At 64.2% G+C, this 15724-nt stretch carries 13 protein-coding genes; 3 read left to right on the plus strand and 10 right to left on the minus strand.

Translation table 11 applies throughout. The annotated features are described in order from the left end of the window. Positions 1 to 10 precede the first annotated feature (10 nt). The 6 genes from BLT71_RS17525 to BLT71_RS17550 form a co-directional block, all read right to left on the minus strand. Positions 11 to 1297 (minus strand): ABC transporter substrate-binding protein, encoded by a 1287-nt coding sequence (locus BLT71_RS17525; protein WP_091722851.1) that lies wholly within the window; start codon positions 1295 to 1297, stop codon positions 11 to 13. 90 nt (positions 1298 to 1387) lie between these two features. Further along, a complete protein-coding gene (locus BLT71_RS17530; protein WP_091722853.1) occupies positions 1388 to 2674 on the minus strand; it encodes an MFS transporter in 1287 nt (428 codons plus the stop codon). A gap of 60 nt (positions 2675 to 2734) precedes the next feature. Beyond that, positions 2735 to 3367, minus strand: a complete 633-nt coding sequence (locus tag BLT71_RS17535) for a Poxvirus protein I5 (RefSeq protein ID WP_091722855.1) — start codon at positions 3365 to 3367, stop codon at positions 2735 to 2737. A gap of 23 nt (positions 3368 to 3390) precedes the next feature. Then, entirely contained in the window at positions 3391 to 4308 is a 918-nt protein-coding gene (locus BLT71_RS17540; protein ID WP_091722858.1) for a carbohydrate ABC transporter permease, read from the minus strand. Beyond that, positions 4305 to 5258 carry a carbohydrate ABC transporter permease gene (locus BLT71_RS17545; RefSeq protein ID WP_091722860.1) on the minus strand — a complete coding sequence of 318 codons (954 nt, stop codon included), beginning with the start codon at positions 5256 to 5258 and terminating at the stop codon, positions 4305 to 4307. Before BLT71_RS17545 ends, BLT71_RS17540 begins: the two co-directional genes overlap by 4 nt. A 30-nt stretch (positions 5259 to 5288) precedes the next feature. Continuing rightward, positions 5289 to 6578, minus strand: a complete 1290-nt coding sequence (locus tag BLT71_RS17550) for an ABC transporter substrate-binding protein (RefSeq protein ID WP_091722863.1) — start codon at positions 6576 to 6578, stop codon at positions 5289 to 5291. A 176-nt stretch (positions 6579 to 6754) separates the two neighbouring features. Between BLT71_RS17550 and BLT71_RS17555 the strand changes: the two genes are divergently transcribed. Beyond that, the gene (locus BLT71_RS17555) at positions 6755 to 8770 is read left to right on the plus strand and encodes a beta-galactosidase (RefSeq protein WP_091722866.1); all 2016 of its coding nucleotides are present in this window, start codon (positions 6755 to 6757) and stop codon (positions 8768 to 8770) included. 89 nt (positions 8771 to 8859) lie between these two features. Here the strand turns inward: BLT71_RS17555 and BLT71_RS20445 are convergent, their stop codons facing one another. The 4 genes from BLT71_RS20445 to BLT71_RS17570 form a co-directional block, all read right to left on the minus strand. Further along, positions 8860 to 9165 (minus strand): hypothetical protein, encoded by a 306-nt coding sequence (locus BLT71_RS20445; protein WP_157693499.1) that lies wholly within the window; start codon positions 9163 to 9165, stop codon positions 8860 to 8862. 195 nt (positions 9166 to 9360) lie between these two features. Next, positions 9361 to 10716, minus strand: coding sequence for an ABC transporter substrate-binding protein (locus BLT71_RS17560; RefSeq protein ID WP_091722868.1), 1356 nt, complete (start codon positions 10714 to 10716; stop codon positions 9361 to 9363). Between the two features lie 264 nt (positions 10717 to 10980). Continuing rightward, the gene (locus tag BLT71_RS17565) at positions 10981 to 11922 is read right to left on the minus strand and encodes a carbohydrate ABC transporter permease (protein ID WP_091722871.1); all 942 of its coding nucleotides are present in this window, start codon (positions 11920 to 11922) and stop codon (positions 10981 to 10983) included. After that, the gene (locus BLT71_RS17570; RefSeq protein WP_091722873.1) at positions 11912 to 12856 is read right to left on the minus strand and encodes a carbohydrate ABC transporter permease; all 945 of its coding nucleotides are present in this window, start codon (positions 12854 to 12856) and stop codon (positions 11912 to 11914) included. Before BLT71_RS17570 ends, BLT71_RS17565 begins: the two co-directional genes overlap by 11 nt. Before the next feature lie 366 nt (positions 12857 to 13222). Here BLT71_RS17570 and BLT71_RS17580 point away from each other — a divergent pair, with 366 nt between their 5' ends. Together BLT71_RS17580 and BLT71_RS17585 are read left to right on the plus strand one after the other, a co-directional pair. Next, complete coding sequence (locus BLT71_RS17580) at positions 13223 to 14491, plus strand: ABC transporter substrate-binding protein (protein WP_091722878.1); 1269 nt, start codon at positions 13223 to 13225, stop codon at positions 14489 to 14491. 81 nt (positions 14492 to 14572) lie between these two features. Continuing rightward, positions 14573 to 15715 carry an acetylxylan esterase gene (locus tag BLT71_RS17585; RefSeq protein ID WP_091722881.1) on the plus strand — a complete coding sequence of 381 codons (1143 nt, stop codon included), beginning with the start codon at positions 14573 to 14575 and terminating at the stop codon, positions 15713 to 15715. The last annotated feature ends 9 nt before the right edge of the window (positions 15716 to 15724 follow it).

Here is a 15724-nt window from a genome sequence, read left to right on the forward strand (position 1 = left end):
CCGAAACCGGTCAGAGCAGCGCGCTCTTCGCTTCGTCCAGGGCCTTCTTCGCGGCCTCCTGCGGGGAGAGCCTGTTGAAGTGCACTTCCAGGGAGTAGCGGGTCAGTGCCTCCACCGCGGCGCTTCCTCCGGCCGGCGGAACCGGAACGGCACCGCCCAGTTCGCTGGAGATCTCGTCGATGAACTTCGCCGTCTTGGCATCAGCCGGGGTCAGCTTGGAGACCACCGCAGCACGGATATCCGAGTTTGCGGGAATGCCACGGTCAGCCAGCCCGATCTCCCCCGCCTTGGCGTTGTTGGTCACGAAGTCAATGAACTTCTGCGCCTCAGCGGGGTGCTTGGTCCGTGAACTGGCGGACCAGAACATGGACGACTTATAGAACTGCTGGGCATCCGCCGCCTTGCCGTCCACGCTCGGCGGCCGGCGGATTTCCAGGTCCTGCCCGGAGGCCTTGCTCAGGGCGCCCAGCTGGTTGGACCAGTACATGTTCATGGCGAACTTGCCCGTGGACAGACCCTGCTGGTCAATCGAGGCGGTGGCGTCTTCGGTGATCACCGATGCCGGCGGGACGGCCTTGGAATCCCGCATCCTGGCCTGGTATTCGTACCATTCGGCCAGGTCCGACTCATCGAACCCGAGCTTGCCGTCGCCGGTGAAGAGGGATTTGCCGTGCTGCCGGAACCACAGGTTGGCCGCGGCGTCGGAATTGACCTGGCCCGTGCCGTACACCTTCCCGCCACTGGCCTGGGTGATCGCCGCAGCCGTGCTGTCCAGCTGGTCCCAGGTCCAGGTCTTGTCATCGGGAAGTGCCACGCCGCTGGCAGACACCAAGGCCGGGTTCGCCATCACCACCATGGCGTTGACGCCGCTGGTCACGGCGTACTGCTTGCCCTCCACCTTGCCGGAATCGGCCACAGGCTGGTCAAACTTGGAAAGGTCAACGTCCTTAAGCTCCAGCAGTGCGCCGCGCCCGGAGTACTCGCCGAGGTACGCGGCGTCCATCTGGATGATGTCCGGGGCATCCTGCGATGCCACCTGGGTGGCCAGCTTGTCCCAATAGCCGCTCCAGTCGCCGTATTCCCCCTTGACCTTGATGTTGGGGTTCTCGGCCTCGAACGCCTCGATCAGCTTTTCGGTCATCTTATGCCGGGTATCCGAGCCCCACCAGCTGAAGCGCAGGGTCACCGGGCCGTCCGAAGCCTGCGGCGAGCCTCCGCAGCCCGTCAGCGTCAGCGCGAGGACAGCCGCCGCGGCGGCAGCTTTGGGCAGCAGGGGCTTTCGGGCGCGAAACATCATCGTCTGTCCTTTGGCGTCGGGATGCTGGTACCAGATAGAAACCGGTTTCCCACAGCGTAGGTGTGATCCAGCGCACGCGTCAAGGACTGCTCAGGACTCCGTCAACCCGGCTCCCCGGGCCTTCGCAGCCCTGCCGTGCCGCCACAGCAGGAAGCCGATGGCAGCTGCGGACAGCATGCCCAGGGCACCCGTAACCACCAGTCCGGTGCGGACGCCAAACTGTTCGGTCAGCCACCCGGCCAGAAGGCCGCCCAGGGCATGCCCTCCCAGCAACAGCGGCAGGTACAGGGCCATCACCCGGCCGCGGATGGCGGGGCCGGCTTCGAGCTGGACGGCTGTGGCCGCACTCGTCAGGAACAGGAGCGTCATGAGTCCCACCACCACCAGCATGGCGATGAACAGCGGGAGCGTGGGCATGAGGGCTGCCACCAGTTGGGACAGTCCGAACAGGCCGGCCGCGGCCACAATCCCGCGCCTGCCCATGTTCCGGAGCCGGGCCGCGATCAGGGCACCGGCAAGCGCGCCTACGGCACTGACGGTGTTGAAAAGGCCGAAGCCTTCCACGCCGTTGTGCCACACCCGCTCCGCGAAGGCTGCCAGGACTACCGGCCCGTTCATGCCGAAGGCGCCCAGCAGGCCCGCGAGCAGGATGAGGAACAACAGCCGGGGCCGCTCCCGGACGTATGCGAAGCCGGCCAGCAGCTGTCCGCGGCCCCTGGCAGCGGGAATGCCGGGAAACAGCTCAGCCGTACGGATGGCGGCGATCAGGCCAAGGACCAGCACGCCAATGGCGGCGTTCGCGGCGAAGGCTGCGGCGGGGCCGGCCTGGGCGATCAACACCCCGCTGAGGGCGGGCCCTGCCATGGCACCGAGCTGGCTGAGGGCATTGTTGAGACCGATGGCTGGACGCAGGGCCGCGTCACCCACCACTTCGTTGACGAACACCTGGCGGGCGGGGCCGTCGATGGCGGAGGTAATGCCCAGGGCGACGCAGCTCGCGTACACAGCCCACACGGTGATGGTTCCGCTGGCCACCCACGCGGCAAGGCCCAGGGCAAGGACCACGATCACGGACTGGCACACCATCATGATCCGGCGCTTGGGGAACAGGTCCACCACCAGCCCGGACAACGGCCCCACAATCAGCATGGGGAGGAACTGGAGGGCGACGGCGACACCTACGGCCGCGGGACTGCCTGTGAGCTGCAGGACCATCCAGTCCTGGGCGAGGCGCTGCATCCAGACGCCTACGCTGCCCGCTACCTGCATGCCCAGAAAGAGCCTGTAGTTGTGCCTGGTCAGCGGCTGGTACCACCGCGGCTGGCTGTCGTGGGAAAGGTGGACGGACTGCTCGGAATTCGGGCGGTCGGAAGGCACGTCTGACTCAACTCGGTTGTGGGACGGAAGGTGTAGTGAAGCGGTTGAGCCGGGGGCGGGTCAGGTGTGGCGGGCGGAGCGGATCTTGACGGCCGCCGAGGCGAGGATCAGGGTGCCCGGAACCACCACGAAGAGCGCCACGAGCATCCAGACGAACACTGCGGCGCCGAACAGTGCGGCGGCGAGCAGGGCCGAGCCGGACCAGTCCCTGAGGAACAACGCGCGGCCCGTTTCCAGCGCGGACGTCCACCGCTCCTTCGCCTCCGAGCGGTCACCCGGGAAATCGGACCACGCCGCGGCAGTACGCAGCAGCAGGATGGCGCCGCCGGCCGCCAGGACCAGGGTGGCAGGGAGCACCACTTCGCGGCCGGGCAGCTGGCCCACCCATGCCAGCAGCAGGTTCATGACGATGACGACGGCGGCTCCGGCCGTCAGCCCGCCAAGTTTCCAGCTGCCGGGCAGGGCAGCCTTGAAAGTCCCCCACAGGCTGCGGACGGAATCGTCGCGGCCGTCGAGGTGCCGCTCCAGGTGGGCGATCCCCGCCGCGTAGGCCGCGGGGATCGTCACCAGGGGCACGGACAGCACCAGCACCAGTACCCCTGCCAGGAGGGTTTCGGAGAACAGGGCGAACCGGTTCACCGGAATGGGTTCGTGGTGGTTCGATGCGGGTGTGGTGCGGTCCATGATGCTCATTTCCTTCGTGCTCCCTTGTCCCGTTAGCCCTTGAGGCCCTGGGTGGAGACGCCTTCAACAATGTAGCGCTGGAAGATCAGGAAGAAGATCAGCACGGGGAGCAGGGCCAGGACTGACATGGCGATCATGGCGCCGTAGTCAGAGGACTGGGTCTGGTCCTGGAAGAGCCGCAGCGCGAGGGGCAGCGGGTATTTTTCCGGAGTGTTGAGGTAGAGCAGCGGGCCGAGGAAGTCGTTCCAGCTCCAGATGAAGGAGAAGATCGAGGTGGAGATCAGGGCCGGTTTCATCAGTGGCAGCATGATGGAGCCAAAGATCCGCACGTGTCCGGCGCCGTCGATCCGTGCCGCTTCGTCAAGCTCTGCGGGCAGGCCGCGCATGAACTGGACCATGAGGAACACAAAGAACGCGTCGGCGGCGAGGAACTTGCCGATCAGCAGCGGGATGTACGTATCCACCAGGCCCAGCTGCTGGAAGATGATGTACTGCGGAATGATGACCACATGGAAGGGCAGCAGGAGCGTGGCGATCATCATGCCGAAGAACACGCTCCGGCCCGGGAACTTGATCCGGGCGAACGCGTAGGCCGAGACGGACGCGGAGAGGATGGTGCCCACCACCGCACCGAGGGCCAGGATCAGCGAGTTGGTGAAGAACTGCATCGTGGACACCCCGCCGATGCCGTCCAGAGCGGTGACGAAGTTATCGAAGCTGAAGTTCTCTGACCACAGCGAGGTGTTTCCGCCGCCGATTTCGGAGTTCGGCTTGAACGCCGAGGCGATCATCCACAACCCCGGGTACAGCACGATGCCGGTCAGGATGAGGGCAACGATGTGGAAGACGGTGCTCTTGGCCCGCTTAGCGCCGACGGACTCGGATTTCGGGTTGTACACCGGCGTGCCGGCGTCCGGTGCGGACTTGGTAGGCGTTGCCATGGTTGTCATTTCGAATCACCGCTGTAGTGGACCCAGGACTTGGACGTTTTGAAGAAGATCAGGGTAATGATGCCCACCACGATCACCAGCAGCCAGGCCATTGCCGAGGCATAGCCCATCCGGAAATCGCTGAAGCCGCGCAGGTACAGGTAGAGGGTGTAGAAGAGGGTGGAACCGGCCGGGCCGCCTTCACCGTTGGAGATGATGAACGCCGAAGCGAAGATCTGGAAGGCGTGGATGGTTTCCATCAGCAGGTTGAAGAAGATCACCGGGGAGAGCATGGGCCAGGTGATGTTGAAGAACTTCCGTACCGGCCCGGCACCATCCATCGACGCTGCCTCGTAGAGTTCGTTCGGGATCTGCTTGAGCCCGGCGAGGAAGATGACCATGGGTGCACCGAACTGCCACACCGTGAGCAGGATAAACATCGGCATGGTCATGGTGGGGTTGCCCACCCAGCCGCCGAGGTTGATCCCGAAGAAGGACAGGCCCTGGTCCACCGGGCCCGAATCGCCGAACATCGCTTTCCACACGATCGCGATCGATACCGAAGCGCCGATCAGCGAGGGGGCGTAGAACGCGGAGCGGTAGAAGCCCTGGCCACGGCGCTTGCTGTTGAGCAGCATCGCTACCGCCAGCGCGGCGGCGAGCTTGAGCGGAGTACCGAAGACCACGTAGCCCACGGTCACGCCGACGGACTGCAGAAACCGTTCGTCCTGGAACAGGGTGATGTAGTTATCCAGCCCGATCCACTTGGGCGGTTCGAAGAGGTTGTAGTTGGTGAAGGACAGGTAGAGCGAGGAAATCATCGGCCCAACAGTGAGCGCGATGAATCCCAGCAGCCAGGGCAGCAGGAAAGTGTAGCCGGCGCGGGCATCCACCCCGCCCCGCCTCGACTTGCGAAGCGGGGCAGGACCGGATGGCGTCGAACGCCTGCTCAGGGTTGGGCTTTGAGTCACGAGTTCAGTCCGTCAGTTGTGAAGCCTGTATCAGGCGTTCTGCTTGATAAGGTCTTCGGCTTCCTTGAACCAGGCATCGGTGGCACCGTTGATGTCCAGCTTGCCGTAGTTCAGGTCCGAGGCGATGCGCTTGAAGGAAGTCTCCAGCGTGCCAAAGCCGACGATGGGCGGCTCGGGAGCGTCCTTGAGGTACTGCGAGATGGACGTTTCGTAGTCGACGACGACCTTGTCCGTACCTTCGAAGGTGGTGCCGTCACGCTGCGTCTTGGATGCAGGCACGCCGCGGGAGGTCTTGAAGATCTGGCCCACCTCGGGGTCATTGACCATGAAGTCGATGAAGCGGGCGGCGGCGTCCTTGAACTTGGTCTTGGCGCTGGCCACCATCAGCATGGAGGGCTTCAGGAACAGGCCCAGGTTGTCCGCATCGTCCGACGGGACGGGAACAAGCTTGAGTTCCTTCGCACCGCTGTCGCCGAGGTAGCCGGCCATGAAGTTGTCCCAGGTGACTTCGGTGGCGGTGACATTGGAGCCGAACGGCGACTTCGGGGCCAGCTGGGTGACGCGCTCTTCGGAGACGATCGCCGGGGTGCCGCGAAGATCAGCGGTGAGGTTCCACCACTTCTTCAGGTCGTCCTTGCTGAAGCCGAGCTTGCCGTCGGCGGTGAAGGCCTCGATGTTGTTCTGCCGCAGCCAGACGTTGAACATCCACCAGACGCCCGTGTAGTCGGTGCCGCCGAAGAGGGCGCCCTTGCTCTTGCTGCCCACCTCGGTGAGGAAGGTGTTGAATTCCTTGTAGGTCCAGCTTCCGTCCGGTTCAGCGATGCCCAGGGAGGCCAGCTTGGCGGGATCGTAGTAGACGGCAAAGGCATTGGTGCTGGTGGGGATGCCGTAGGTCTTGCCCTTGATCTGGCCGGAAGGCAGCAGCGACTTTTCGAAGGCATCGGTGTTGATCTTGACCGTGCCCAGGTCCAGCAGCTGGTTGCGCTGGCCGTAATCGCGCAGGTAGGAAAGGTCCCACTGCATGACGTCGGGCAGGCCGCCGCCGGCAGCTTCGGTGGCACGCTTCTGCCAGTAGCCGGCGAAGTCTGTGAAGTTGCCGTTGACCTTGATGTCCGGGTTCTTCGATTCGAACAGGGCAATGGCCTTGCGGGTGCGCTCGGCACGGTCGTCGTTGCCCCACCAGGTGTAGTTGATGGTAACGGGGTTGTCCGCCGAACCGGTCTGTCCTGAGGTGCTGGATCCGGTTCCGCAGGCCGCCAGTACGCCGGCAGATGCGGTGCCGACGGCTACGGTTGTAAGGAAATGCCTTCTGTTGATCACGGGAGCCTCCTTGCTCAATGTGTGCAATCCCTAATCTCATCTACAACGTAAGTAGTGAGCTGGCTTACACGGCTTCTGAAACGATACAATATCGGCATTCCGGGAATTGGGCAAGCGTTTTCCAATCCACAGGTTTTCCCATCCCGTTCCACTGGTTCAGCAGACATAGGAGTCCCATGGCAACGCAGGAAATTAACGGTCCGGCAAGTGTTTGGAGCAACGTCGAAGGCCTTGGATTCGGCGGCGACTACAACCCCGAGCAGTGGCCCGTGAGCGTCCGGCTGGAGGACCTCGAGCTGATGCAGGAAGCCGGAGTGAACTTCCTGAGCGTGGGGATCTTCTCCTGGGCGCTGCTGGAACCGGTTGAGGGCCAGTACGACTTCGGCTGGCTTGATGAGGTGCTGGACAACCTTGCGGGCATCGGCGTCAAGGTTGCCCTCGCCACCGCAACCGCCGCTCCCCCGGCGTGGCTGGTCCGCAAGCATCCGGAAATCCTGCCCGTCACGGCTGACGGAACCGTGCTGGGACCGGGCTCACGGCGGCACTACACGCCGTCGTCGGCCGCCTACCGGCGCTACGCCACGGGCATCACGCGGGTCCTCGCCGAACGCTACAAGGACCATCCGGCGCTGGCTCTCTGGCATGTGGACAACGAGCTGGGTTGCCATATTTCCGAATTCTACGGCGCAGAGGACGCAGCCGCGTTCCGAAGCTGGTTGGAACGGCGCTACGGCACCATCGGCGGGCTCAACGCGTCCTGGGGCACCGCATTCTGGAGCCAGAACTACGCGTCGTTCGAAGAGATCCTGCCGCCCTCGGTTGCCCCCAGCACGCTGAACCCCGGGCAGCAGCTGGACTTCCAGCGTTTCAATTCCTGGGCGCTGATGGACTACTACCGCGAGCTCGTGGCCGTGCTCCGCGAGGTGACCCCGGGCGTTCCCTGCACCACCAACCTCATGGCCTCCAGCGCCACGAAGTCCATGGACTACTTCAGCTGGGCCAAGGACCTGGACGTCATCGCCAACGACCACTACCTCGTGGCCGCCGACCCCGAACGGCACATTGAACTCGCGTTCAGCGCGGACCTGACCCGGGGCATTGCGGGCGGTGACCCGTGGATCCTGATGGAACACTCGACGTCGGCCGTCAACTGGCAGCCCCGCAACCAGCCGAAGATGCCCGGCGAAATGCTCCGGAACTCGCTGGCGCATGTGGGCCGCGGCGCGGACGCCGTGATGTTCTTCCAGTGGCGGCAGAGCTTCGCGGGGTCCGAAAAGTTCCACTCCGCGATGGTGCCGCACGGCGGCCGGGACACGCGCGTGTGGCGCGAGGTGGTGGACCTGGGGGCGGCGCTGAAGCTGCTCGAACCGGTCCGCGGTTCCCGGGTGGAATCCAGGGCGGCCATCGTGTTCGATTACGAGGCGTGGTGGGCCAGCGAGATCGATTCGAAGCCGAGCATCGACGTGAAGTACCTGGACCTGCTGCGGGCGTTCCACCGGTCGCTGTTCCTGAAGGGCGTCTCCGTGGACATCGTCCACCCGTCGGCGCCGCTGGAGGGCTATGACCTGGTGCTCGTCTGCACGCTCTACGCCGTATCCGACGCCGATGCCGCCAACATCGCCGCGGCAGCCGCCGCCGGCGCCACGGTCCTGGTCAGTTACTTCAGCGGGATCGCGGACGCGCACGACCACATCCGGCTGGGCGGGTATCCGGGAGCTTTCCGGGACCTTCTGGGCGTGCGGGTCGAGGAGTTCCATCCGCTGCTGGCCGGATCGCAGCTGAAGCTCGACGACGGCACCGTCTCTTCGGTGTGGAGCGAACACGTTCACCTGGCCGGCGCCGAAGCGGTTCAGGCTTTCACGGAGTTTCCGCTGGAGGGCGTCCCGGCCCTGACCCGCCGGTCCGTGGGCAGCGGTGCCGCCTGGTACCTTGCCACGTTCCCCGACCGCGACGGCATCGATGCACTGGTGGACAGGCTGCTGGCCGAATCGGGCGTCTCCCCTCTTGCCTCAGCTGACGCCGGCGTTGAGCTGGTCCGTCGGCGCTCGGACGACGGGCAGGGCTTCCTGTTCGCCATCAACCACACCCGCTCCTCCGCCGCCGTTTTCGCCACCGGCACCGATTTGCTGACCGGGGAGCCCTTTGGCGGCTCCGTTCCGGCGGGCAGCATCGCGGTGATCAGGGAGGGCTAGGCGCGTTCGCTTTACATACGTACGACGGCGGCGCCTCCTTGGGCGCCGCCGTTTTGCTTTCGTGAGGGTCAGGGACGCAGCTCTGGACGCTACCGACTCTTGGCAGCGTTCTCTTCCAGCCGTACCGTGGCGGCATGTCGATGTTCCTGGATGCGGTCGGGGCTGTCATTCAAGCCCTCGCAGAAGCGGTCGCCGAGCTTCTCTGGCCGGGCGGCGAAGAAAGGCAGCAGGACGACGACGTCCCGGACCCTTAGCCACTCCGGTGCCGGTTTAAAGCACCTGCTGGACGGCCCTGTTGCCACTACTTCGGGCTGCAAAGTCTTGTTTCGGGTTTTATCCACATAGGGCTTTGGGGGCGCCGGAAATGTCGGTGGGTGCTGGAAGACTTTGGTCATGGACGCCCGTAGGCAAAGACCCCGGCGGCTGCACTTGGACTAAGCAGCCTCGCCTTAAACAGCTCCGTCCCGGGAGGAACCAAAGGTTCCTCCCGGGACGGAGCTGCCACCCGCCGTCGGACGCCTGGCCGGAGGAGGCTTCCTGCCAGGCTGTCCAGAGCCGTGTTGGCGGCGTGAAATCTGGTCGCTGCGGGATTAGCTGCTGATGGCCGACTTCATTTCGTCGACGGCCTTCTTGCCTGCTTCATCCGTGGACAGCCGTTCGAAGAGCACCTCGGAGGTGTACCGCTTGATGATCTCCTGGATGGCGCCTGCACCCTTCGGCGGCGGGGCCGGAGCCTCACCGAGTTCGTCCTTGATCTGGTCGATGAACTTGACCACCTTCACGTCCGCCGGGGTCAGCTTGGATTCGATCGCAGCGCGGACTTCCGAGTTGGGGTAGACGCCACGGTCTGCCAGGAGGGTCTCGCCGGCCTTGACGTTGTTGGCCAGGAAGTTGATGAACTTGGCAGTTTCCTCAGGGTGCTTGGTCCGGGAAGATGCGGACCAGAACTGGGATGCCTTGTACCAAAGCCCGGCGTCGGCGGAGGATCCGGTCTTGGAGGGGAACCGCAGGATCTTCAGGTCCGCACCGGATGCCTTTTCAAGGGCGGGTGCCTGGTTGGACCACCAGAATGCCAGCCCGTTCTTGCCCGTGGCCAGGCCGCTCTGGTCCAGCGGTGCTGCCTCGGCCTCAACCACCTCGGATGCCGACGGCACTGCCTTGTTCTTGCTGAGCTCCTTCAGGAATGCCCACCATTCGCTGATGTCGCTTGGCTCGAAGCCGAGCTTGCCGTCGGAGGTGTACAGGGACTTGCCGTTCTGGCGGAGCCAGACACCCAGGGAAGCCTCGTCAGTGCCGTAGGCGGCAGCTCCGTAGGTGCCCTTGGGCGACTTCTCAGTCACCTCGGCGGCGATGCGGCCAAAGTCTTCCCAGGTCCACTTGGAGTCGTCCGGCAGCGGAACACCGGCAGCTTCGAACACCTTGGGGTTGGCCAGGATGGTGGCGGCGTTGATGCCGGCAGGAATGCCGGTCAGTCCGTCGTCGCCCTTGCCGGCGTTGAGGGCGGCTTCGTCCAGCTTGGACGTGTCGATGTCGTACTTGGAGAGGTCCAGCAGCGCGCCGCGGCTGGAGTATTCGGTGATGTACTTTTCGTCCATCTGGATGATGTCCGGTGCGTCGTTGGCGGCAACCTGGGTGGCCAGCTTGTCCCAGTAGCCGCTCCAGTCGCCGAACTCCGGCTTGATCTTGATCTTGGGGTTCTCTGCTTCGAACTGCTTGATGGCTTCCTGAGTCAGCTGGGCGCGCTTGTCGCCGCCCCACCAGGAGAACCGGAGCTCGACCGTTCCGTCGGCACTCTGCGGGGCGGATCCCCCGCCGCAGGCGCTGAGGGCCATGACGACGGCGGCTGCCGCTGCGACGGCGCCCGTCTTGCGGAAACGGCGGGCCGGGCGGGAGGAAGGGGTCTCTGCAGGCTGCCGGGCAGCTGCAGGACGGGGAAATAGCGGCACTGGGTACTCCGATCTTCGTTGATCTGTGGTGCTGGGGATGATGCTCGTAGGTGCTGTGATGCGAGCGGAAGGGCGCCTCCGGGAAGCCTGGAATCAGATCCGGGAAAACGCTTTCTAGATGCAATGCTACAAGTGCCGAACTTGTAGTACAAGATGTCCGGGCAAGAACTTTTGTCTCAATTTGATAGAGGGTTGCCCCGGCAATGGGGAACGGCCCGCCGCAGGGGACGGGCCGTTCCAGGGTAGTGCGTGAAGCGTGTGCGGTTACTTGATGCCGGTGGTGGCGATGCCTTTGATGAGGAATCGTTGGCCGAAGAGGAAGACCAGGAAGACCGGGAGCAGGGACACGATGGACATGGCGAACAGTGAGCCCCAGCTGGTGGCGGACTGGGAGTCCACGAAGGCGCGCAGGGCCACGGGGACGGTGAACATGTCCGGGTCCGTGAGGTAGATCAGGGCGCCGAAGAAGTCGTTCCAGGTCCAGATGAACGTGAAGATGGTGGTGGTGGCCAGGGCCGGGACCATCAGCGGCAGGATGACGCGCAGGAAGATGCGCGGGTGGCCGGCGCCGTCGATGCGGGCTGCCTCGTCCAGGTCCTTGGGGATACCGCGGATGAACTGGACCATCAGGAACACGAAGAACGCGTCCGTTGCGAGCAGTTTGGGGACCAGCAGCGGCCAGAAGGTGTTCACCCAGCCGATCTGCGAGAACAGGATGTACTGCGGGACGATGACCACGTGGAACGGGAGCATGATGGTCAGCAGCATGATGCCGAAGAACAGCTTCTTGCCGGTGAACTGCAGCCGGGCGAACGCGTACGCGGCCATGGAGCACGAGATCAGGTTGCCCAGGATGGACCCGATCACCACGATGGCCGAGTTGAGCATGTAGTGGCCGAACGGGTGGGTCAGCGCGGACCAGCCGGAGGTGTAGTTGCTCATCTCGAGGCTGTTCAGCCACAGCCCGGGTTCGCGGAAGATCAGTTCGTTGGGCCGCAGGGACGAGACGACCATCCACAACAGCGGGTAGATCATCAGGCCGCCGGCGAGGATGAGGACGGCGTGCTTCATCAGTGACTTGGTCCGCTGCGCCCGGCTGAAGGCCAGGGTGCCGCGGGACTCGCGGGGCTTGCGGTGGTTCGTAGGCTTACCGGATCCTGCGGACTTCTTGTCCGAGGCGGGCAGCGTCTCCAGGTTAGTCGTCATAGAAAACCCAATACTTAGAAGCGATGAAGTTGATGGCGGTGAAGACACCGATGATGAGCAGCAGGACCCACGCCATGGCGGATGCGTAGCCCATGTCGAACTGGCCGAAGCCCTTCTGGTACAGGTACAGCGTGAAGAACATCGTCGAATCCGACGGGCCGCCGTTGCCGCCCGAGACGATGAACGCCTGCGTGAACGACTGGAACGAACCGATGATCTGCAGGACAAGGTTGAAGAAGATGATCGGGCTCAGCATCGGCATCGTGATCCGCCAGAACTGCTGAAGCGTCGAAGCACCATCCACCCTGGCCGCCTCGTAATACATCACCGGGATCTGCCGCAGGCCCGCCAGGAAAATGATCATCGGGGCACCGAACGTCCACACGTGCAACAGGATGATCGACCCCAGCGCGGTACCGGGATCAGAGATCCAGCCCGGACCCTGAATACCGAACATCGCCAAAACCTGGTTCACCAGGCCGGTAGTGCCGAAGATCTGCTTCCAGAGAATCGCCACCGCCACCGAACCACCCAGCAGGGACGGCAAATAGAACACCGAACGATAAAACGGCAAACCACGCAGGCCCTTATCGAGCACCAGCGCGATCAGGAGCGCCACCGCCAACTGCAGCGGAACACCCACGAACACGTACGTGAACGTCACCCGCAACGAGTTATGCAACCGCGCATCGGAAAGCATCCGGATGAAGTTATCCGCCCCGGTCCATTCCGGCGGCTGGAGCAGGTTGTAATCAGTGAAGGACAGATACAACGACATCAACATCGGGCCGATAGTGATGGCAACCAGGCCCACCAACCACGGCAACAGGAAAATATAGGCGGCCTTGTTATCCCGGCCGTTGGCCTTCTTCTCCTCGGCAGTGGCCTTGCCCTTCCGCCGGCTGATGGAACTCAGTTCGCTAATAGCGCTCACTGCTGCTCCCCCGCTCCGGGCGTCAGGCCCGCCGCACCCGGCATTCCTGCCGGGCACAGTGCCCTGGGTATGTGCTTTACGGCCATGTGGTCTCCTTTGGTCATCGTGGCCTCCACGGTGTGGTCATCGCCTGGGCGATGAGTGTCAGCTCCCCGCGCCGTCCCGGCGCCGGCTTGGAAATCGGCTGGGACCGGCCGCAGGTGGTGCTGAATGAAAAAGCGGCTCCGTACCAAAGTAAACGGTTTCTTGACTCCTGTATAGCCCTTTGTTAGTTTTTGAGAAAGCGTTTTCTGTAATGGGCATCACTCAACTGTAGAACACCACCTGAGGGGCAGGACAATGAGGTTTCGTCGGAAGAAGACAGTAATGGGGGTTGCTGCGGCAACGGCGGTCCTGGCCTTGGCGCTGACGGGCTGCGGCAGCAGTCCGCAGGCCGCAAAGGTGGGTACGGCGGAGGATCCGGTGACCATCCGCTTCGCCTGGTGGGGCAACGATTCCCGCGCGAAGACCACCCTTGAAGTCATCAAGGACTTCGAAGCGGCCAACCCCACCATCAAGGTGCAGGGCGAGAACACCGAGTTCAGCTCCTACTGGGACAAGATGGCCACCCAGATTGCCGGCGGCACCACCCCGGACGTCTTTGCCATGAGCGGTTCCTACCCGAGCGAGTACGCGTCCCGCGGAGTGCTGCTGGACCTCGACAAGGTCAAGGACCAGATCGACACGTCGAAGTTTGCCGACGGCACCGTGGAACTAGGCCAGCTCGATGGCAAGCAGTACACCATCACCGCAGGCGTGAACGCCATGTCCATGGTCCTGGATCCCACGGTGTTCGAAGCCGCAGGCGTACCGCTGCCGGACGACGAGACTTGGACTTGGGACGACTACGTCGATATCGCTGCCAAAATCAGCAAGAACTCGCCGGCCGGCACCTTCGGCACCACGCCGATGTCCAACGATTCGTTCGTAGCAGTATGGGCACGCCAAAGCGGCGAAGAGCTGTACACGGATGACGGCAAGAAGATGGGCATCAGCGAGGGCACCCTCGCCAAGTGGTTCGAGTTCAACAAGAAACTCATGGAAACCGGCGGCGCACCTTCGGCTTCGCAGACCGTCGAGGACGGCTCCGCACAGCCGGAACTGACGCTTATGGGCCAAGGCAAGCAGGCCATGAAAGTCTCGTGGAGCAACCAGATGACCTCATACTCGGGTGCTCCCCTGACCATGGTGAAGCTGCCCGGCGAGAGCAAGCAGCCGGGCACCTGGCTGCGGTCCTCCATGGAATACGCCATCTCGGCCAAGTCGGCCCAGTCCAAGGAAGCTGCGCTGTTCATCAACTACCTGGTGAACAACATGGACGCCGCCAGCAAGATCAAGAGCGACCGCGGCATGCCGGCCAACACCGAACTGAAGGCCGGCATCACTCCCCTGCTGAAGGAAACCCAGCAAAAGGAAGCCGCGTACCTGGACCGGGTTGCCGAGCTGAACGTTCAGCCGCCCAAGCCGTTCCCGGCAGGTTCCTCTTCCACGCTGGAAGTTTTGAACCGATACAACACCGATGTACTCTTCGGAAAGATTTCACCGCAGGATGCGGCGAAGGGCGTCATCAGCGAGGTCAACTCGAACCTGGGCTAAGCCCGGTACCGGCCGCGGTCAGCCCGACCGCGGCCGGTTCTTCTTCACCCCACGGCATTTCAGCAGACAGGAGGCAGGCCAGTGGCAGCCGATACAAAGGAATCCAGGCCCAGCGCCATTGCCGGCCATGAGGACTGGCCTGCCTATGTCCGCAATCATCCGCGGTACACCGCCGCCACTCCCGCCGCGCAGGGCCTGGCAGACGCGCTGGGCGTCCCCGGCGCATCCGGCCGGCCGGACGTCACGGTGCACTGGGAGGTAACGCACGACGACGTCACCACCTCCCAGCTCAGCTGGCAGTTGGGCTTCGGCCCGCGGACCACTGGCTGGCTGGCACGTCCGGCCGGAAGTACGGAGACCCTGCCGGGCGTCCTGGCCCTGCACTGCCACGGCGGCAACAAGTTCGGCGGGGCGGACCGGCTGATGGACCTTCCTGACAGCCACCCGTCCGCTGCTGCAGCCCGCGCGGGCCACTACGACGGCCGGTCACTTGCCTCCGAGACCGCCCGCCAGGGTTTCGCCGTGCTGGCCCATGACTCCTTTGCCTGGGGCAGCCGCCGCTTCGACCTCTCAACCCCGCCGTGGCGCACCGCCTCCGCACTGGAGGCGCGGCAAGCGCAATGGCGGCAGGACGGCGTCGTACCTTCCGAAGCGGACCACTACAACGCGGCAGCCGGGTTCCACGAGGACACCGTGGCCAAGACCGCCGGACTGCTGGGCACCAGCCTGGCCGGCATGGTGGCCCACGACGACCTTGCCGCCCTGGACATCCTCGCCCACCTGCCCGGCGTCGACGCGGACCGCCTGGGCTGCGTAGGCTTCTCCGGCGGCGGCGGCCGGTCCCTGGCCCTCGCCGCCCTGAGTCCCCGCATCCGCGCCTCGGTGGTGACCTGCATGATGACCACCTTCGAATCCCTGCTGCCCGCCTACCTGGACGCCCACTCCTGGCTGCTGCAGACTCCGGGCCTGTGGAAGCTGGGCGACTGGCCGGAACTCACGGGCGGCTCCGCCGCCCGGTTCCTGGTGCAGTACGCGCTGGCCGACGAACTCTTCCCTGAGGACGGCATGCGCCAGGCCCACCGAACCCTTGAAGCACTGAACGGCGGCGGCCGCTACACCGGAAGTTTCTGGCCCGGCGGGCACGTCTTCACTGCGGCCATGCAGGATGAAGCCATCGGATTCCTGGCCGCGTCCCTTGCCCTTGCAGCGTCACCCGCCTCCTGACCACCCCAA

The sequence above is a fragment of the Pseudarthrobacter equi genome, from assembly GCF_900105535.1.
Classification (GTDB): domain Bacteria; phylum Actinomycetota; class Actinomycetes; order Actinomycetales; family Micrococcaceae; genus Arthrobacter; species Arthrobacter equi.